Consider the following 19002-nt stretch of genomic DNA (forward strand, 5'->3'; position numbering starts at 1 on the left):
TTCTCTATCATCGGATTGATAACGTTTTCTGATGAGCCAACTCATACTCAACATTGAATAAGCTATCCAGTTCAGACACTAGTTGCTGATTATCTACCGAAGTCGCCAAATTATTAAGTTCGCTCGGATCAGTTTGATGATCGTACAATTCTCGAGCTACTATTTTCTGATCTAAATCTCTTTCCTGCCAACGAACGTAGCGGTAGCGGTCGATTCGCATAGCATAGCCCATTAAAGAACGATCATTGTTACGGCGGGGGTACTGACTCCAGGCTGCCGTTTTAATAGAGTGGCCGGGATCGGTGATAAGCGGTAGCATACTTCGCCCTTGCAAATGAACTGGATTGGGTAAGCCAGCTAACTCACATAGAGTTGGATAAATATCCACCGATTCTACCAGAGCATCACTCTCTTGACCCACAGTTATTCCCGGAACTTTAACGATAAGCGGAATGCGGGTGTCGTATTCGTAGTTGGAATGCTTACACCAACTGCCATATTCACCCAGTTTCCAACCATGGTCACCCCAAAGTACTACAATAGTATTTTCAGCCAGATTAAGCTCATTCAGCTTGTTAAGTAATTGTCCAACTAAATCATCAATATAGGTAACCGAAGCGTAGTAGCCGTGAATAAGATTACGCGATTTCTCACCGGATAAGTATCCTTCTGGAGGAATATCGTGGTACTTCCGTAGTTCACCAAAGTTGGCCAACGAGAATTCTGGACTGCCATGGGGAGCCATTCGGTTAGGAATAATAAGATCGGTAGAGTCGTACCTATCCCAGTACCGTTGCGGAGCTACAAACGGAAGATGAGGCTTTACTAAACCTACAGCCATGAAAAATGTGGTGTCTTGCAAAGCCTTTAGCCTTTCCATTGCGTAGTTCACCGAACGGTTGTCGGCCAATTGCTCTTCTGGTACCGAAGTGGCGTAATACGGAATTCTTTTACCATTAATTTGAGGGTAGCTGCCTTCCAGACCAACGGTGTCGCCCCGTCTAATCGGCTCCGCTTCTAGAGTTCGCCGGGAAGGAACCCACGATTCCCGACTCCAGGATAATGAGTCATCCCGATTGCCGTGGCCTCGGTGATATATCTTACCAATACTCTCCGACTGGTAGCCGTTGTTTTTGAAATGCTGCGGTAGCGTAACTACATTCGGTACCGAGTCGCGAAAAAAAGTGCCTAAGTCATAGATTCCAATAGCATCGGGTCGTAATCCGGTCATCACTCCATTGCGAGAAGGAGCACATACGGCCTGCTGAACGTAGGCTCTAGTAAGCATCAAGCTTTGACTGGCCAAACGATCGATGTGAGGTGAAATAATCTGAGTTTCGCCGTAGCAACCTAGCTGAGGGCGAAGGTCATCAATGGCAATAAACAATACATTGTATTTTGTTTGAGCTGGTGGTGATTCTTCTTGTGAGGATTGGCAAGAAAGAATTGACCAGCATAAGCAAGCGAGCGATACATTTGCTAGTTGTTTTTTAGCGTAATTTAGCAAATAGACCATAGCAAATAGTTTTAGTACAGTGTAGCTAGAGGCCGAAGATAGTAAAAGAAAATAAGGTGGCTGGTGGTAATCTTTTTTTAGCGAATAGAGAATCAAACTGGTCTAAGCAAAAGTGCGGTTAGTCTTATTTCCGAGTATTGCTTTCGCTGCTTTCGTACTTTCAGGTATGGCTGCCGGAATTCCGTTTCAACTAAACGTATCTCAGAAAAAAGAAGTACTCTTCCACTTACTGGGTTGGGTAGCATTTTTTGGCCTATTGGTGGCCGTATTTGCCTGGCCGTATCCGAACCCCTTTCCGGTTTTGCGGATTTTTTTAGTGATGTTAATACTGATCGGCTTTTATTACACCAATACCGAGGTACTCATTCCGCAGTTATTGGCTCGGAAAAAAGTATACGTATACATTGCGGCGGTGTTAGCCTGCATTGTAACGGTAAACTTTTGGGACTTATGGGTGCAGCGAACGCTAAATGCCGAATTCTACTACGAGCATGATTGGTACGAAAGAGCGGTTATTCAGCGAGCTACTTTGCTCAGTATGCTAGTGCTGGCGGTAAGTGGTGGGCTGAAGATGACTCAGGAATGGTTCCGCACGGAGAAGCAAAAAAACAATATGGAGCAGGCAAAAATTGCTTCGGAATTAGCCCTACTTAAGTCGCAGATTAACCCTCATTCCTTATTCAATAATCTAAATAGCATCTATTCGCTGGCGGTGCGTAAGTCGGAAGATGCTCCCAAGGCGATTGTTAAGCTTTCGGAGATGATGCGCTATATTTTGTATGATTCTAGCGCGGAGCAAATTAGCCTGGAGCAAGAAATTGATCATTTGCATAATTTTTTGGATCTCCAGCGGCTGCGAATTCATCGGGAAGCTCATCTGTCTTTCGAGACATCGGGTGGGTGGCAAGGCAAAATGATTGCGCCAATGCTGCTGGAGCCCTTCGTAGAGAATGCGTTTAAGCACGGCAACATTCATCAGGCTGGGGCAGAAATCAATATTCTACTAAAAGTTGAAAAAGAGCAGCTTTGGTTTAGGGTGAAAAACACCATGAATAATCAGATGCAGCAGAAGGATGTTTACTCAGGTATTGGCCTAGTCAACATTCGAAAAAGGCTTAACCTGCTGTATTCTAATCGGCACAAATTACACGTTGAACCTCAAGAAGAGGTCTTCATTACCGAGCTAAATCTCCAACTTTCTAGTTAGTGGCTGAACACAGATAGTCGTAAGACTTTTGCATTGGAAGTACTACCAAATTTCATCAGAAAATGGGTTAGGTAGTGGCCGAATATGTAAGTATTTACCAAATTCTCAATGCTATCTTTATCGAGCCACCGCCCGGTCGTACGCAAAAGGTTGGGGCAGATGTCGACAGATCATTTAGTGCGCTGTCTAGTAGTCTATGATATTAATTTATGAACAATCTCTGAGACTATCGGAAGAAGAGCGTTCTTGTTTTGCTAAGTAAGAAATTAGCGGTGTTTGCTAACAAATTCTGATCGCTTCTGCGTATGTTACCGACCTATATTCGGCTGCGGGTAGATTGAGTTTGGTTATTACTTCTCAGCGGTTTTATGTACTATTAGCGAGCAAAGATACTGATATTCCGATATAGAGATTAGTACTCAAATACTCACCGTATACCTAGCCGGGAATGATTAAATGTATTGCAATTGATGACGAGCCTTTGGCACTAGACTTAGTAGAAGACTTTGTAGCGAAAGTTCCGTTTCTGTCGCTGGAAAAATCTTTCAGTAACGCCCTAGACGCGCTGCCACTACTGAACTCAGAAAAAATTGATTTGATATTTCTGGACATTCAAATGCCCCAAATCACCGGACTGCAATTTATCAAAAGCCTGGAGCAACCGCCCAAAGTAGTCTTTACCACGGCTTACGCCCAACACGCGGTGGAGGGGTTCAACGTAGATGCGGTAGATTATTTGTTGAAGCCATTTACGTTTGAGCGGTTTTTAAAAGCGGCCAATAAAGCGCAGCAGGCACTGACTAGCGAGCAGCAATCGACAGCCTCAGGTGAGGATTATATTTTTGTGAAGTCGGGGTACGATATGGTGAAGGTGCGGTTTGCCGATATACAGTACATAGAAGGGTTGAAAGACTACGTGAAGATTCACACTACACAGAAAACAATTATCGCCCTGCTTACCATGAAGTCGCTGGAATCTTCCCTTCCAACTGGGTTTTTACGCGTACACCGCAGCTATATTATCAATTTTGATCACCTTGAATCGGTAGGTCGGCGCAATCTGATCGTGGCCAAACACGATATTCCGTTGGGAGATATGTATCGGGAGCAATTTATGGCTAAATTGAACCGAAACTAACGAACCATGCGCTTCCTACTCAACCTCATCAGCTTCACGCTACTTTGCTTGCTTCCGTACACTTCTTGGGCTCAGTCCAATTCACCCCGCGAATCTCGTAAGATGTCGCTTCAAGAGTGCATTGACCTGGCCATCAAAAACAACATCACTGTTCGGACTACCGAACTAAACGTACTGCAAAGCCAAGTAGCCTTAGAGCAATCCAAGGCAGATTTGCTGCCATCGCTAAATGCTAATACCAACTTTCAGTATAATGTTGGCCGAACCATCAACCCCTTTACTAACGAGTACGTTAGCCAACCCATTCGTCAGCAAAACTTGGGTATCACGGCAAATCTGGAGTTGTTTAACGGCTTCCGTAAGCTTAAAACAATCAAGCGTAATAGACTTGACCTACTCGGTAACCAGTACGGATTAGAAACCCAGAAGAATGAAGTGACACTGGATGTGGTAGAAGCTTACGTTCAAATTCTGCTTAACCAGGAACTGCTTCGTAACGCCCAGTTCACGGCTCAGTCCACCCAAAATCAGCTAGAGCGCACCCAACGGTTGGTAGATGCCGGAAGCTTACCAATTGGGAATGTGCTGCAACTAGAATCGCAGCGGGCGACGGATGAGCTTAATACAATTAGTGCTACCAATAATTTGGCTCTGGCGCAACTTCAGTTAGAGCAATTACTATTGATTCCGGAAGATGAGCCGATTGCTATTGTTGAGCCTACTGTCGATTTACCTGATTCTACCGAACTCCCGACTAGTGCCTATCAGGTTTATCAGCAGTCCGTGACAAATTTACCGCAGATTAAGCAAGCGCAGACCCAAGTGGATGCTGCCCAGTACGGTATTTCTATTGCCAAAGCTGGGTTTTACCCTAGTTTGAATTTGACAGGGGGGCTATTCTCTCAGTATTCTAGCATAGCCCCCGACCAGATTCCGGCCTCAGGTAGTGAGAATGTTCTTACCGTTCTCCCAACTGGAGACTTTTTGGTGGTTCCGAATAACGTACCTGGCTTAACTCCTGGCGACCGTTTACCAGTATTTACTGAGCAGAATTTACCGGTAGACTTCACTGAGAATACCTACTTCAACCAGTTAGACTTCAACTACCAACGCTTTCTTCAGCTTCGCCTAGATATTCCTATCTTCAATAACTGGCGAGTGCGCTCTGACGTGGCTAACGCCCGAATCAGCCTGGAGAACGCTCAACTTAACGAACTAAACCAACAGAACGTACTGCGACAAACCATTGAGCAGGTGTACTTAAATGTTCGTGCTAATGCCCAGCAGTACCAGGCGGCCGAACGCAGATTAGCGCAGTTTGAACGGGCTTTTCAAGATACCGAACGTCGCTACCAAGCCCAGGCTATTGATGTATACGCCTATAACCAATCTCAAAATGATTTAACTGCGGCTGAAGCCGATGCTTTGCAGGCTAAGTATAATTATTTACTCAGCTTAAAAGTGCTTGATTTTTATACTGGTAAACCGCTCACATTTTAATCTATGGGTTTTCTGGATGTGCTTATTGGTCCGGTAGTATTAGCCATCGTCTTAGCAATCGCTTTTGCGGTTCGGCCTTGGTTTACCGATCCTCTGACACATCGCTACTTCATTCCGGCTTTGGGGATGAAGATTTTTGGAGCCTTAGCCGTGGGTTTTATCTATCAGTTCTATTATGGTGGGGGAAAACCCAGTGGGGATACATTTAACTATCATCAGAATGCCAGTATTGTCTTAGAAGCTTTTTCCGATGACCCCGCCGTGGGCTTACAATTACTCATGGCTAACGGAGAATACACTTCGGAGATATTTAACTACGCCGTTCGTATGTACTGGTTTCGGTCACCTACCGAATATTTCGTGGTTCGCATTATTGCCATTTTGGGCTTATTTACTTTACATTCCTACGCGGCCATTGCCATACTATTCGCTGCAATCAGCTTTTCGGGGGTATGGGCTATGTATAAAGCTTTTTACAAATTCTACCCGGGATTGCACCGTATGCTGGCATGGGCTATACTCTTTGTGCCCTCAGTAGTATTTTGGGGTTCAGGAATACTGAAGGATACGATTACGTTGGGTGCTCTGGGGTGGGCCACCTGGGCCATTGTGCGGGTATTTTTTGAACGAAAGTCGGTAGTTTCCTCCAGTCTGATACTGCTTTTTGTTCTCTACACTATATATTCCATCAAGATTTATATCGCGCTTTGCTTTTTGCCAGCGGCATTGCTTTGGGTTTTTATGAGTTACTCCTCGCAGATTTCTTCCACTCCGCTCAGACTCATGATCGCTCCGTTCATTATTGGAATTGCTGGAGCAATTGGCTACTATGCTGTACTGAAAGTAGGAGAGGGCAATAATCGCTATTCCCTGGAAAAGGTATCCGAAACGGCTGAAATCACAGCTCGCTATTTAGCCTATGTGGGCGAAAAGCAGGGTGGGTCAGTGTACACATTGGGTGACTATGATTTTAGCCCGACGGGTATGTTACAGAAGTTTCCATTAGCAGTGAATGTTACGCTGTTTCGTCCGTACCTCTGGGAGGCCTATAACCCGGTAATGATGTTATCGGCTTTAGAAAGTCTGGCCACCTTGTTAATCACGCTGTATGTATTTTTTAAAGCGGGCTTACTTCGTTCATTTTCCCTCATCGGTAGCAATCCAATCATCTTGTTCTGCTTACTGTTTGCGGTAGCGTTCTCGTTCGCAGTGGGAGTTTCTACCTATAATTTTGGCAGCTTGGTACGCTACAAAATTCCAATGTTCCCCTTTTATCTATCCGGACTAATTATACTTTGGCATCACGCAAATGAAGCGAGAAAACCCACCTCTGTACTCCAAGACCATCGCCCTGAAAGTTTACCTGCTTAGCCTACTTGGTGGGCTGCTTACTACGTCAATCGGGTTGGCCCAGGGAAGCCGAGTACCGCTAAATAACGATTGCTATCATTTGCTCGCTCGCTACGAAATACTTCAGGGGCAACAAGCTCATTCTTTTGACAGTAATGCCAAAACCTATCGGCGGTCTTCAGTTGGAACATGGCTAGATTCGCTCAATGTTCAAAACCTCTCCCAAGCTGATAAATTCAACTTCGCTTACCTCAGTAATGATAACTGGCCTTTCGTTGATAGCAGCAGTACCGTTATTCAAAAGCCAATACTGAGGCATTTTTATAAACGCCCGGCTGATTTTTGGCAGGTGAAAACAGATGGTCTGTTGCTGCGCGTTAATCCGGTGCTGTACTTCGGAGTGGGCAGCGATGAGCGAAGCGGAACGCCCTTCATTAACACCCGAGGCATTCAGGTGGAAGGTACAATTGATGATAAGATTGGTTTTTACACCTACATTGGCGAAAACCAGATGGCTCCCCCCGGTTTTGCTTATGATTATGTGCAGAGCACGCTCACATTGCCGTACCAAGGGTTTTGGAAAGGATACGGTGATCGGGGCGTGGACTTTCTCACGACTCGCGGACATCTTAACTTCTCAGCTACCCGGCACGTAGGGTTAGAACTAGGATACGGAAAACACTTTATTGGAAACGGTTATCGTTCGTTAATCCTCTCAGACTTTAGCAATGATTACGCCTATTTTCGGGGTGATGTCAATGTTTGGCGTATTCACTTTACGTATTTGCTCGGGCAGCTTACGGCTGATATTTTTGGTAATCAAACGGGTTTGTCTGGCACCCAGAGTTTTCCAATTAAGTATTTAGCCTTACATCGCATTGGAATTGATATTACTGACCGAATTAATATTGGGCTGTTTGAGGCGATTATGTACGGCGATGAGTCGGAACAATTTGATGCTCGCTACTTAAACCCATTTGCTTTTTTTCGGGCGATTGAGCAGCAGAACGGTAGCAATGGTAATGCCTTATTAGGCTTTGACGCTGACTGGATTATCGGTAAGCGGTTGAATATTTATGGTCAATTTCTGCTCGATGAACTAATCGTTAGCGAACTGACTGATAATCGGGGATGGTGGGGCAATAAATATGCTCTGCAAATTGGAGGAAAGTACATTGATGCGTTGGCTATCAAAAACTTAGACTTGCAGCTCGAGTTCAATCGGGTGCGCCCTTACACCTACGCTCACGAAGATTTATACCGCTCGTACACCCACTATCGCCAGCCACTGGCGCATCCGCTGGGGGCTAATTTGAGAGAAATAGTACTGCTAGCTCGTTACCAACCGTTGCCTCGCCTCAGTTTAAGAGGTAGCCTAATCCGCACCCAGTACGGAGCCGATACCCTCACTTCTAACTGGGGCAATAATATTCTACTGGATAACCGTACTCGGGAGCAAAATTATGGTAATGAACTAGTTCAGGGAATACCCACCGAGCTAACGATTGCCGAAGCCACCGCAACGTATCAGGCGTGGCATAATGTATTTTTAGACCTTCGTTACATTTATCGCTTTGTAGATGTTGATGAAGTAAACCAAGATCAATCTACCAGCTTTTTATCGCTGGGGCTTCGGGCCAATATTGCCCGAGTTCGCTATGATTATTAGGGTAGCAGACTCATAAAATTGGGCGTGTTAGCGACAACGGAGTAATGGTCAACTACTTGCTTTTGTCCAGCTTGCCCCATGTTCTTACGAAGTTGAGCATCAACTAATAATTTTGCCAGTGAATTGTACCATTCGTCGTTAGTGATGGCGTGGTAGCCGTGTACTCCATTTTGCACAATATTCTGATTAACCCCCACCGGCGAAACTACTGCTGGAATACCGAGAGCCAAGTACTGCAAGGCTTTAAAGCCACATTTTCCCTGCGCCCAAGAGTCGTCGGGTAGTGGCATAATGCCAATATTGATCTTCATCAAATCTTCCACTTCGGTTGATTGAGCCCATTTGATAAAATCCAAATTGGGCAAATCTAATTCGGGTGGCCGGTTGGCAATAACAACAAAACGAAACGTATGATTTTGAGCGAGTTGTTTTAGTACCTGAACGATCGATGTTAAATACTTTAAAGTAGAGTGCGAACCCGTCCAGCCAATAGTAACGAAGGATGTATCCTGATTGACGAGCTGGTTGTGGTAGTGCTCGGTGTCAATTGTGGTGGGATTGATAAGAGTATTTGGATTGTGCTGCCGACCAAATTCGGCCAGATAGGCATTGCCGGCACTGACACTGTAACTCCATCGGAACACGTTGGCAACCTTGCTGCGCCACTTGAGCTGAGAAATCCAGCGGTTGACTCCTGATTTATCTTCCAGCCAAATGGCATCGTCAAAGTCAATGATGATGGGCTTTTTTAAAACTTTGGCGATTATCCACTCAACCAAGGGTGGTCCCAACGGAGTAGCCTCTCGATGAATTAGTACAGCATTTGCTCGGCGAATGGCTCCAAGGTGCTTTATCCTTCGCAAATAACCCAAAATAATTCCGCTTAGCTTCTGTAACGAGTGTCCGGGGCGATATAATATCCGGTTAGTTTTGGTGTTTAAAAAAGAATAAATCCGGTACTCGTATCCGTAGTCCTTTAGTATAGATAAATATTGCTCGTAGCGGAAGCGCTGACTGGGAGCTCCTCCTAATGGGTAAGGACAGAGAATAATTAACTTCTTTTTACTATTTTTATCACTACTCAAAGCCTCTCAATGGTTACGCAGTTTATCCAGGAAGTACGTCGGCACTACCAAAGACCGTCAGGGGCAATTTACCTGATTGAAACCGCAATGTTCGGTAATGAACATGAGTTTATCAACAATTGTCTGGATTCTCGTAAAGTATCGACCATTGGTGAGGAAGTTGGGCAGTTTGAGGAAACGATAGCTCGTAGGCTGGGAGTAAAGTATGCTTTGGCAACATCCAGTGGTACCGCCGCTTTACACCTCGGGCTAATGGCAATAGGAGTAAAATCCCGGGACTGGGTACTCACGTCTCCCTTTACGTTTATTGCAACCTCTAACGCAATTCTTCAAGCGGGTGGTCAGCCATTGTTTATTGATATTGAACGTGCTACATTGGGACTTTCTCCGACAAAGCTGGAAGAATTTTTAGTCCGAGAAACGTACTCAAATTCCTCAGGACATTGTTATCATCGGGCGAGTGAGCGACGGATTGCCGCCTGTCTGCCAATTCACGTGTTTGGTCACCCGGCTAATCTACCCGAAATTGATAAGCTATGCCGACGGTACAATATTCCGGTGTTAGAAGACGCAGCGGAAGGTTTGGGTAGTTCAGTATGTGGACAATCGGTAGGTACATTTGGAGATGTGGGAGTAGTGAGCTTTAACGGGAATAAAATTATTACCAGTGGGGGGGGGGGAATGTTGCTAACGGATGATGAATCAATCTATCGGAAGGCTTTTCGCCGGGCAAATCAATTGAAAAGCTCAGTGAACAACGACGTGGTAGAAGTGAATTATAATTACCGAATGCCCGCCCTAAACGCGGCACTTGGGTTGGCGCAGTGGCAGCACCTCGACCAAGGTATACAACAGAAAAGAACTCTTTACAATTGGTATTCTAATCTCTTTAGCGAATCAAGCATCGAAGTCATTAAAGAACCTTCTGAATCATACTCCAATTACTGGCTGCAAGCGATCGTTTTCTCCGATCAGCAACAGCGGGATAGCTTTGTAGAAAAAACCAACGAAGCAGGCATTGAAACTCGAGCTGCCTGGAAATTGCTCCATCGGTACCCACTATTCAATCATCGCTTTCATACACCGCTCCCCAATGCGGAGTGGGCAGAATCTTGTATCGCGAATATTCCTTCAACCATTATGCCCGATGCGTGAATTAATTTTAATCGGTGGGGGCGGCCACGCCCGTTCGGTGATCGACGTGGTAGAATCTGCTGGTGATTTTCGGATCATGGGTATTGCTGACCGCAAGGAGAAAATAGGGGAAAAAGTTCTCAATTACGTCATAATTGCCGCTGATAGCCAGTTGGCTTCGCTGGTAAATAATGATCGCAACTTCTTACTCACAGTTGGTCAGGTAGAAACCGCTGAAACGCGCGTACGGTTAGATCGGGAATTGAAGCAAGTTGGAGGTAAATTAGCTCGGGTAGTTTCACCCTTGGCTCGGATATCTGACTATGCTACGATAGCCGAAGGTGCCGTAGTGATGCATTTTGCGCTAGTGAATGCCGGAGCTCAAGTAGGGCGTAACGTGATTATAAATACGCGGGCCGTGGTAGAACATGATGCAGTGGTGGGTGATTTTTGCCATATTTCTACCGGAGCAATTCTCAATGGGGGAGTAAAAGTAGGTAACCAAGTGTTGGTTGGTAGTCAGGCTACCGTCAGACAAGGCATAGAAATTGCAAATAATGTAACAATTGGTGCCCAGTCTTACGTAAATCAAGATATTTTAGAAGCCGGTGTGTACGTCGGTGTTCCGGCTCGTCGTATCCGATAAGCATTGTAAAATTGAACCATCGGGTTACAAACTGCCTGATAGCGTATACTGATTGTTAAGAGTTCTTCGTTTCAAGAGTATCTATTTTTGTAGATACTGCCTAACCTCCTGTAAGATGACTAAAACTGAGCGTATTCAACTAATTAGAACCTATTTCAATGAAGTAGCTCGTATTGACGGTAATGTGCCCTGCATTCAGTGGAAGCATCCCGATCAGCCCAACCTCTTATTATATTCTCGGGAAGATGAATCGCTGGAGCAACATGAGATAGTACTCGTAAGCAGCTCCACTGCTAAAGTGGATCAAGCTTTATCACATTCTGTGAAGCACTACTTTCATACTGCGGAAGAACTTGAATTTCTACTGCGATCGCTCTCTAAGAAGACCCTAGCCAATAAGAAAACGCAGCCGCTTGAACCAAAGAAAGCATTTCAGCCCAAATCAAAGCCAGCTTTTACGGCTAAGAAGGTAGTAGATGTTTCCCAAAGTGCGGGAACTGCTCTCAACCGACCGGCGATACCTACGCCTACCGCTAATTCAACTTCGTATGCACCGAGCCGACCAAGTTTTGCCAATGCTCCTTCTCCTTCCTCATTTGCCTCGGCTCCGCCCACAAAAATGAGTGGGTTCCGACCCAAGGGTATTTGGGTAGGGCTTATGGCGGTGTTAGTCCTTTTACTGGCTGCGTTTCTGACCAATCCTGGCCTAGAAAAACACCGAAGTGCCGTGGCGAAGTCTTCGCATCAAGAACTGTTGCAGTCTTCGTTACTAAGTTTCTCCGAAAGCTCATCTCCGAATGAGCTGAATAGCACATTGGTCTCTACGGGAGAAAGTCAATTTTCCTCCCCGGTGCAGCGACAGGATTTTTACCTATTTTCCTTAACCGAACTGCAATTTCCTGACTACGAGAAGATTGTAGGAGTAGGGTTATTTGGAATGGTATTTATTGATGAGCCGGAGACTGTCTCAACTGGCCAAGATTATTTTTCTGAAAGTAGTGCTGAACCAGCAGTTGACCAAACTAAGCTGGCTGAGATGAAGCGGGCGGTAATTGTCGCAGTGATGGATAAATTTTATGCTGATGCCGAAAATCAAGAAGATTATACGTACAAATTTGTGTTTCATAACCGCTCGAATCGAAACATCACCTCTTTTCAGGGGCATGTAGTATTTAGCGATTCCGAAGGGGAACTGGTAAAAACGCTGCCTCTTACTTATGATCGCCCTTTGGGAATTGGTGAGCGTGCTGTATTTCATATTGTGGAAGACCCAGCAAGCTCAGAAGGAGAAAACGAAGCACTTGTTAGTGCTGATCTCTCGGATCTTTCCATTGAATGGCAACCCTCCGAACTGTTATTTAAAGACGGCTCTAGCATGAGTCTGTAGCCCATATTCTACTTGACTGGTTGAAGTTTTTGTAAACTGATTAGGTTAACTACGGCGATCTTTGCATTTTTAGCGTGAAAATTTCGCTATACTGCAACTTATGAAACGCCAGACCTACATCTACACTATTACTTTTATTGCAGCCCTGGGGGGCTTTTTATTTGGATTTGATACTGCCGTTATTTCTGGAGCTAACCCATTTATTCAGAAGTATTTCAAGCTGGATGAACTCGCTTTGGGTTGGGCGGTATCCAGTGTAATTGTCGGTTGCATTATTGGGGCTTTTTCGGCGGGGTTCGTGAGCGATTTGTTCGGACGGAAAAAAGTACTTCTCATTACCGCCGTATTATTCACTTTCTCTGCGGTGGGTACTGCGTTAGCTACTAACTTTACATTTTTCGTACTGGCTCGTATTTTAGGCGGCATTGGGGTAGGAGCCGCTTCGGCACTCTCGCCCACCTACATTGCTGAAATTTCCCCGGCTGATCGTCGGGGAAGGCTAGTTTCCATCAATCAACTAACCATTGTTATCGGTATTTTGGTGGTTTACTTTACCAATCTGCTGTTTGCCGAAAGTTTTGGCGACGATAGTTGGCGGTATATGCTAGGGAGCGAAGCTATTCCTGCTTTATTGTTTTTTGGCTTATTGTTCTTAATTCCTGAAAGCCCCCGCTGGTTGTTTAAAAACCACCAGGAGGCTAAAGCGCGGGAAGTGCTCCGTAAGTTAGAAGGAGAAAGCCATATTACTGAAGAAATAAGTGAGATAGAAGAATCCCTGAAAGGGGAGCAAGAAAAAGTGGCGTTTGCTGATTTATTCAAAGGGGGTATGGCCAAAATTACAGTGATTGGGATCATTCTCGCCATGCTACAACAGCTGGTCGGGATTAACGCAATTATTTATTACGCTCCTACTATTTTTGAGAGTGCTGGTGCTGGGTTAGAGTCCGCCCTGCGGCAAACCGTGGCCATTGGAGGTACTAATCTGCTATTCACGTTCGTAGCAATCAATCTGGTAGATCGGTGGGGTCGTAAACCTTTGCTGCTTGCTGGCTCAGTTGGAATGACATTATCGTTGTCTTTCCTCTCTTTCTCCTTTTTAAGCGATGGCGGAGCAGGTTCCGGTGTACTATTTTCTATTTTAGGCTATATCGCGTCTTTCGCTGCTACACACGCGGCGGTAATGTGGGTAGTAGTATCGGAGATATTTCCGAACAAGTACCGGGGTTCAGCTATGTCGGTGGCACTGTTCATGCATTGGAGCTCTACTTATCTAGTAACCCAGACTTTTCCCTGGATGTTAGCCAATAAAGGCGGGGCATTCTCTTTCGGAATTTTCGCGGTCATCGCCGCACTAAGTTTAGTGTTTGTCTGGTTCTTTGTACCGGAAACCAAAGGAAAATCGCTAGAACAAATTGAAAAAGAATTGCAAATCAGCTAGTGGCGGGGAGCGAGGAGCAGGGAGTTAATGATTATGAGTGAATAGCAACTACTCCCTGCACCACGCACCATGCCCCCTGCTATTTAGTAATTAAACAATCGAACCATTGAACAATTGAGCAGATGAAACCACTCTGGGGCATTGATTTAGGCGGAACTAAAATTGAAGGCGTCGTACTGAAGAATGCCGAAAGCACCGAGACGCTGTGCCGTACGCGAGTCCCTACTGAACAAGATCAGGGCTACGAACACATTCTCGATCAGATTAAAAAACTGATTGATCTTCTTTCGGAAGAAACCGGACTAAAGCCGGAAAAAGTGGGCTTTGGTACTCCGGGCACCTTAGATCCTATCTTGCAAACCTTAAAAAATAGCAATACTACCTGTTTAAATGGAAAAGCATTTAAGCAGGACATTGAAGCAAAACTAGGTATCCCCATTGAAATAGCCAATGACGCTAACTGTTTTGCTTTAGCCGAAGCTCGCTTGGGGGTGGTGAAAGAAAAGATGCCGGATGCCCGGATGGTTTTTGGCGTAATTATGGGAACGGGAGTGGGCGGGGGCATCGTCATTGACGGAAAAATTTGGAATGGTCGGCAAGGCATTGGGGGGGAGTGGGGGCACAACTTCTTGGATGAGTCGGGTGGGAAATCGTATACCGGACGAACCGGAGTGGTAGAAACGGTGTTAGCCGGACCATCGTTAGCGCGGTTCTACCAACAGCAAACGGGCGATGAGCAAACGCTGCGAGAAATTTACCAGCGTTACCAAGCGGGCAATGATCCGACCGCCAAGCAGACAATTGAGCGACTTACCGAGTTCTTCGGGCTAGCTATTTCCGTGGTAATCAATATTCTCGATCCTGATGCTATTGTGCTGGGTGGGGGTGTGGGCAATATTGATGAACTGTACACCGATGGAGTAGAAGCTATCAAAAAATATGTATTCAACAATCGACTAGATACTCAATTTTTCCGCCCCAAGTTGGGTGATAGTGCTGGCGTATTCGGAGCTGCTATGCTGGTGAGCGATGCTGATTAACTCAACAGAAAAGTGTAGAGTGCTCCTGCAATTACTCCACCCACAATGGGTCCGATAATTGGAATCCAGGAATAGCTCCATTCACTACTTCCTTTATTGGAAATTGGCAATAAGGTGTGCATAATGCGGGGAGCCAAGTCACGAGCAGGATTAATAGCGTAGCCCGTGGTTCCGCCCAGCGACATACCAATTGCAAAAACGACCAGCCCCACGGGCAGTGCTCCTAAAGCTCCTAGTCCAAACTCTACTTCTGAAAACTCATTAGCCTTCAACTCGGGTGGCGCGATTGAAAGGGCCGCAAACACCAATACGAAAGTCCCGATAAGCTCCGAAAAGAAATTGGAGGTAGTTTGGCGGATAGCCGGACCAGTTGCGAAGATTGCCAGTTTAGCTCCTGAGTCTTCAGTGGCTTCTACGTGAGGGCGGTACATCAACCACGCCAGGGTAGTCCCGGTGGCTGCCCCCAATATCTGAGCCAATACATATATCGGAACTTTACTCCACTCAAATACTCCGGCTATCGCTAAGCCTAATGAAACTGCCGGATTAAGATGAGCTCCGCTGTAGGGGGCTACCGTAAAAACGGCAACAAACACGGCCACTCCCCAACCCGCAGTTATCACAATCCACCCCGCGTTATTTCCCTTAGTTTGATTCAGCACAACATTGCACACCACTCCGTTGCCAAGTAGCAGCAACAAGGCGGTTCCAATAAATTCGGCAGTAAAATTAGTCATGGTGTTCGGTTAGTTTAGAATATAGCCTGAGGCTAGTTCCTGATATTGAGCAACCTGCTCTTTTTGCCAGCTTTCGTCTTTATGCAGACTTTCGGCTAATAGTTCGGCTACCACCGGAGCCATCTCCTGACTGGCTCGGGCATTGAGTAGTAAACATCGAGTACGGCGCGCCAGAAAATCCTCAACAGTTCGGGCCATCTCGTGCTTCGCTGCCCAAACAACCTGGGCTTTGATAACGGGTAAGTCAGGGTGGATTACTTCTCCTAATTCCGGCTGGCGGTCTACTAGCTTACGAATAGCGATAGAATCAGAACCGTAGAACCACAGCGGGTTGGCCGGGTCAATGTGCTTTAACCAACCTCGGATATGCAGCTTCTTGGTTCTGGATTCCTGCTCTTCTAAACCAGCAATCATGGCCGCTTTATCTACCGCGTCTTCGCCCATTTTTCGGTAGGTAGTCCACTTCCCGCCGGTAATCGTTACCAGGCCCGATACCGAAATAATAATGGAGTGGCTACGGGAAATTTGCGAAGTACTTTTTCCTTCCGAAGTTTTCACTAGTGGTCGTAGTCCGGCAAAAACACTAAGTACATCTTCTCGCTTCGGATCTTTGGTCAGGTACTGAGCTGCGTGATCGATAATAAACTGCACCTCCTCTTCTAGTGCTCGGGGTTCTAAAGACACCTTATCAACCGGAGTATCAGTGGTGCCGACCACCACTTTATCGTTCCAGGGTACAGCAAATAGCACCCGACCATCATCCGTTTTAGGAACCATAATAGCGGAATCGCCCGGCAAGAACTTTTTGTCTAGCACCACGTGCACGCCCTGACTCGGTTGTACAATATCGCTGGCTTCGGGATCGTCCATCTGGATTACGTGATCGACAAAAACCCCAGTGGCGTTGATGACTACTCTACCACTAATTTGGTGCGTTTTTCCGGTTTCCAGATCTTCAGCTATTACTCCCGAAACCATTTCGCTGGTTTTGAGAAGGTTAGTCACCTTCATGTAGTTGAGTAGGGTTCCTCCGTTATCGGCACAGGTCTGAGCCAGATTAATAGCCAATCGGGCATCGTCAAACTGACCGTCGTAGTAGATCACACCGCCCCGCAGTCCATCTTGTTCTACGGTAGGTATCTTCTCAATGGTTTCTTCCTTGGAAAGGCTTTTGGATGGCCCTAATCCTAATTTTCCCGCCAATACATCGTACACCTTCATGCCTACAGTGTAAAACGGACCGCCCCACCAATCGTAGGCAGGAATAACAAAAGCTTGGTTATGCACCAAGTGCGGAGCGTTTTGCATCATCAAGCCTCGCTCGTGTAAAGCCTCAATGACTAGTGAGACATCACCTTGCTGTAGGTAACGTACTCCGCCGTGCGCCAGCTTGGTGCTACGACTAGACGTACCTTTAGCAAAATCAGCTTGCTCTAACAGTAAGGTGGAATAACCCCGCGAAGCAGATTCTACGGCGGCTCCCAGGCCAGTAGCTCCGCCGCCAACTATAATCACATCCCAAACGCTTTCGTACGACTCCAACGTTTCTAACATACTATCTCTATCCAGTCCGTTCATAGGTAGTTATCTATTCTTAATCTTTTGCCCAACTCTTTGATCTTCCAATAGCCTCGTCCCAGCGGCTTAGGAGCACTTCACGGTTGAAGTTGGAAGTAGGTTCAAAGGCTTGGTCTACATTCCACTGCTCTTTCAGCTCACTAATATCTTTCCAGAAGCCAACGGCTAGTCCGGCTAAGTAAGCCGCGCCCAGTGCTGTAGTCTCCATCACTTGAGGGCGCACTACCGAAACATCGAGAATATCCGCCTGAAACTGCATGAGTAAGTTATTAGCGGAAGCCCCACCGTCTACCCGTAGTTCTTTGAAGGGTATTTTAGAATCTTTGTGCATGGCCTGCATCACGTCGGATGTTTGGTACGCTATGCTTTCTAAAGCAGCTCGGGCAATATGTCCGGCTTCAGAGCCTCGGGTGAGACCCACAATGGTACCCCGAGCGTACTGATCCCAATGAGGAGCTCCCAGGCCAGTAAGTGCGGGTACCAGGTACACGTCACCATTGTCATCCACTGATTTAGCTAGCTGTTCTACTTCCGAAGATGATTCAATGATTTTCAGCCCATCGCGCAACCATTGAACAATGGCTCCGGCTACGAAAATACTTCCTTCCAGCGCGTAGGTAGTTTTGCCGTCTATTTGCCAGGCGATAGTCGTTAACAAATTATTTTCCGACTGAATAGGCTTCTCACCGGTATTTAGCACGGCAAAACAGCCAGTGCCGTAGGTGTTTTTTATCATGCCGGGTTCGGTACAAAGTTGACCAAACAGCGCGGCGTGTTGATCTCCAGCAATACCACCTAGCAGAATTTCTCCGCCAAATAGATCGGGGGCAGTTTTACCGTATTCCTGGCTGCTCGGCACTACCTGGGGTAGCATACTCATGGGAACACCCAACCGCTTGGTAATAGTGCTGCTCCACCAGAGCTTGTGAATATCGTATAGCAGCGTGCGACTGGCGTTGGTTACATCAGTAATGTGTAATTGCCCTCCGCTTAGCTTGTACATGAGCCAGCTATCAACGGTGCCAAAGGCCAACTCGCCCCGCTCCGCTTTTTCCTGGGCACCTTCTACATTATCTAGAATCCACTTTACCTTGGTGCCACTGAAGTACGCATCGGCCAGCAAGCCCGTTTTTTCCCGAATTGTGCCTTCAAAACCTTCTTCTTTGAGCTGGTCGCAAAATTGAGCGGTGCGTCGATCTTGCCACACAATAGCCCGGTAAATAGGCTCACCCGTGTTCCGATCCCATACGACTGTGGTCTCACGCTGGTTGGTGATGCCGATAGCGGCAATATCACGGGCGGAAGCACCTGCTTTTTTTAGTACCGCCTGAGCTACACTCAGTTGAGACTCCCAGATTTCTTCAGCATCGTGCTCTACCCAACCGGGACGGGGGTAGTGCTGCTTAAATTCTTGCTGAGCTGCGTAAGCAATGTTCCCTTGGTGAGTAAACAGAATTGCGCGAGAACTGGTAGTACCCTGATCAAGAGCTAGAATATATTGGGCCATGGTGTAGTGTTGTTGATGCCTAAAAATAAAAGAAAGCTATGGTTTCACCAATCTTGCTGGTATTTATTCG

Annotated in this window: 15 protein-coding genes; 10 read left to right on the forward strand and 5 right to left on the reverse strand. The window is 46.2% G+C overall.

Going from position 1 to position 19002, the window contains the following annotated elements; genetic code table 11:
• Nucleotides 1-7 precede the first annotated feature (7 nt).
• Nucleotides 8-1516, reverse strand: a complete 1509-nt coding sequence (locus P0M28_RS27665) for a sulfatase (RefSeq protein WP_302206742.1) — start codon at nt 1514-1516, stop codon at nt 8-10.
• A gap of 112 nt (nt 1517-1628) precedes the next feature.
• On the opposite strand from P0M28_RS27665, the gene P0M28_RS27670 reads away from it, so the two are divergent.
• The 5 genes from P0M28_RS27670 (at nt 1629) to P0M28_RS27690 (ending at nt 8380) form a co-directional block, all read left to right on the forward strand.
• Nucleotides 1629-2723: a sensor histidine kinase gene (locus P0M28_RS27670; protein WP_302206743.1), complete on the forward strand. Its 1095-nt coding sequence runs from the start codon at nt 1629-1631 to the stop codon at nt 2721-2723.
• Nucleotides 2724-3171: 448 nt separating this feature from the next.
• Nucleotides 3172-3861, forward strand: coding sequence for a LytR/AlgR family response regulator transcription factor (locus P0M28_RS27675; protein ID WP_302206744.1), 690 nt, complete (start codon nt 3172-3174; stop codon nt 3859-3861).
• A 6-nt stretch (nt 3862-3867) separates the two neighbouring features.
• The gene (locus tag P0M28_RS27680; RefSeq protein ID WP_302206745.1) at nt 3868-5361 is read left to right on the forward strand and encodes a TolC family protein; all 1494 of its coding nucleotides are present in this window, start codon (nt 3868-3870) and stop codon (nt 5359-5361) included.
• A 3-nt stretch (nt 5362-5364) separates the two neighbouring features.
• Nucleotides 5365-6732 carry a hypothetical protein gene (locus P0M28_RS27685; protein WP_302206746.1) on the forward strand — a complete coding sequence of 456 codons (1368 nt, stop codon included), beginning with the start codon at nt 5365-5367 and terminating at the stop codon, nt 6730-6732.
• Complete coding sequence (locus P0M28_RS27690; RefSeq protein ID WP_302206747.1) at nt 6671-8380, forward strand: hypothetical protein; 1710 nt, start codon at nt 6671-6673, stop codon at nt 8378-8380. The genes P0M28_RS27685 and P0M28_RS27690 overlap by 62 nt, the downstream gene beginning before the upstream one ends.
• On the opposite strand, the gene P0M28_RS27695 is transcribed toward P0M28_RS27690, so the two are convergent.
• Nucleotides 8377-9465, reverse strand: a complete 1089-nt coding sequence (locus tag P0M28_RS27695; RefSeq protein WP_302206748.1) for a glycosyltransferase family 4 protein — start codon at nt 9463-9465, stop codon at nt 8377-8379. The two genes, P0M28_RS27690 and P0M28_RS27695, sit on opposite strands and share 4 nt — an antisense overlap.
• A 9-nt stretch (nt 9466-9474) precedes the next feature.
• On the opposite strand from P0M28_RS27695, the gene P0M28_RS27700 reads away from it, so the two are divergent.
• The 5 genes from P0M28_RS27700 (at nt 9475) to P0M28_RS27720 (ending at nt 15110) form a co-directional block, all read left to right on the forward strand.
• Nucleotides 9475-10620: a DegT/DnrJ/EryC1/StrS family aminotransferase gene (locus P0M28_RS27700; protein ID WP_302206749.1), complete on the forward strand. Its 1146-nt coding sequence runs from the start codon at nt 9475-9477 to the stop codon at nt 10618-10620.
• Nucleotides 10613-11245 (forward strand): acetyltransferase, encoded by a 633-nt coding sequence (locus P0M28_RS27705; protein ID WP_302206750.1) that lies wholly within the window; start codon nt 10613-10615, stop codon nt 11243-11245. Before P0M28_RS27700 ends, P0M28_RS27705 begins: the two co-directional genes overlap by 8 nt.
• Nucleotides 11246-11360: 115 nt before the next feature.
• On the forward strand, nt 11361-12632 hold the full coding sequence (locus P0M28_RS27710) for a hypothetical protein (RefSeq protein ID WP_302206751.1): 1272 nt from the start codon (nt 11361-11363) through the stop codon (nt 12630-12632).
• A 100-nt stretch (nt 12633-12732) separates the two neighbouring features.
• A complete protein-coding gene (locus P0M28_RS27715; RefSeq protein WP_302206752.1) occupies nt 12733-14070 on the forward strand; it encodes a sugar porter family MFS transporter in 1338 nt (445 codons plus the stop codon).
• A 122-nt stretch (nt 14071-14192) separates the two neighbouring features.
• On the forward strand, nt 14193-15110 hold the full coding sequence (locus tag P0M28_RS27720) for an ROK family protein (RefSeq protein ID WP_302206753.1): 918 nt from the start codon (nt 14193-14195) through the stop codon (nt 15108-15110).
• Here the strand turns inward: P0M28_RS27720 and P0M28_RS27725 are convergent.
• Genes P0M28_RS27725 through glpK form a run of 3 tightly spaced genes read right to left on the reverse strand, consistent with a single transcriptional unit; the run spans nt 15107 to nt 18932 of the window.
• Nucleotides 15107-15847 (reverse strand): MIP/aquaporin family protein, encoded by a 741-nt coding sequence (locus P0M28_RS27725; protein ID WP_302206754.1) that lies wholly within the window; start codon nt 15845-15847, stop codon nt 15107-15109. The genes P0M28_RS27720 and P0M28_RS27725 overlap by 4 nt on opposite strands.
• A 9-nt stretch (nt 15848-15856) precedes the next feature.
• Nucleotides 15857-17425 carry a glycerol-3-phosphate dehydrogenase/oxidase gene (locus tag P0M28_RS27730; RefSeq protein ID WP_302206755.1) on the reverse strand — a complete coding sequence of 523 codons (1569 nt, stop codon included), beginning with the start codon at nt 17423-17425 and terminating at the stop codon, nt 15857-15859.
• Nucleotides 17426-17441: 16 nt separating this feature from the next.
• Entirely contained in the window at nt 17442-18932 is a 1491-nt protein-coding gene (gene glpK / locus P0M28_RS27735; protein WP_302206756.1) for a glycerol kinase GlpK, read from the reverse strand.
• Nucleotides 18933-19002: the final 70 nt, after the last annotated feature.

Source organism: Tunicatimonas pelagia, from assembly GCF_030506325.1.
Taxonomy (GTDB): Bacteria; Bacteroidota; Bacteroidia; order Cytophagales; family Cyclobacteriaceae; genus Tunicatimonas; species Tunicatimonas pelagia.

Excerpts from the sequence above, each read along its gene's own strand:
- P0M28_RS27720 (WP_302206753.1), top strand. The coding sequence starts at position 14,193 with ATGAAACCACTCTGGGGCATTGATTTAGGCGGAACTAAAATTGAAGGC.
- P0M28_RS27685 (WP_302206746.1), top strand. The coding sequence starts at position 5,365 with ATGGGTTTTCTGGATGTGCTTATTGGTCCGGTAGTATTAGCCATCGTC.
- P0M28_RS27675 (WP_302206744.1), top strand. The coding sequence starts at position 3,172 with ATGATTAAATGTATTGCAATTGATGACGAGCCTTTGGCACTAGACTTA.
- glpK (WP_302206756.1), bottom strand. The coding sequence starts at position 18,932 with ATGGCCCAATATATTCTAGCTCTTGATCAGGGTACTACCAGTTCTCGC.
- P0M28_RS27705 (WP_302206750.1), top strand. The coding sequence starts at position 10,613 with ATGCGTGAATTAATTTTAATCGGTGGGGGCGGCCACGCCCGTTCGGTG.
- P0M28_RS27665 (WP_302206742.1), bottom strand. The coding sequence starts at position 1,516 with ATGGTCTATTTGCTAAATTACGCTAAAAAACAACTAGCAAATGTATCG.
- P0M28_RS27715 (WP_302206752.1), top strand. The coding sequence starts at position 12,733 with ATGAAACGCCAGACCTACATCTACACTATTACTTTTATTGCAGCCCTG.
- P0M28_RS27730 (WP_302206755.1), bottom strand. The coding sequence starts at position 17,425 with ATGAACGGACTGGATAGAGATAGTATGTTAGAAACGTTGGAGTCGTAC.
- P0M28_RS27725 (WP_302206754.1), bottom strand. The coding sequence starts at position 15,847 with ATGACTAATTTTACTGCCGAATTTATTGGAACCGCCTTGTTGCTGCTA.
- P0M28_RS27690 (WP_302206747.1), top strand. The coding sequence starts at position 6,671 with ATGAAGCGAGAAAACCCACCTCTGTACTCCAAGACCATCGCCCTGAAA.
- P0M28_RS27710 (WP_302206751.1), top strand. The coding sequence starts at position 11,361 with ATGACTAAAACTGAGCGTATTCAACTAATTAGAACCTATTTCAATGAA.
- P0M28_RS27680 (WP_302206745.1), top strand. The coding sequence starts at position 3,868 with ATGCGCTTCCTACTCAACCTCATCAGCTTCACGCTACTTTGCTTGCTT.
- P0M28_RS27700 (WP_302206749.1), top strand. The coding sequence starts at position 9,475 with ATGGTTACGCAGTTTATCCAGGAAGTACGTCGGCACTACCAAAGACCG.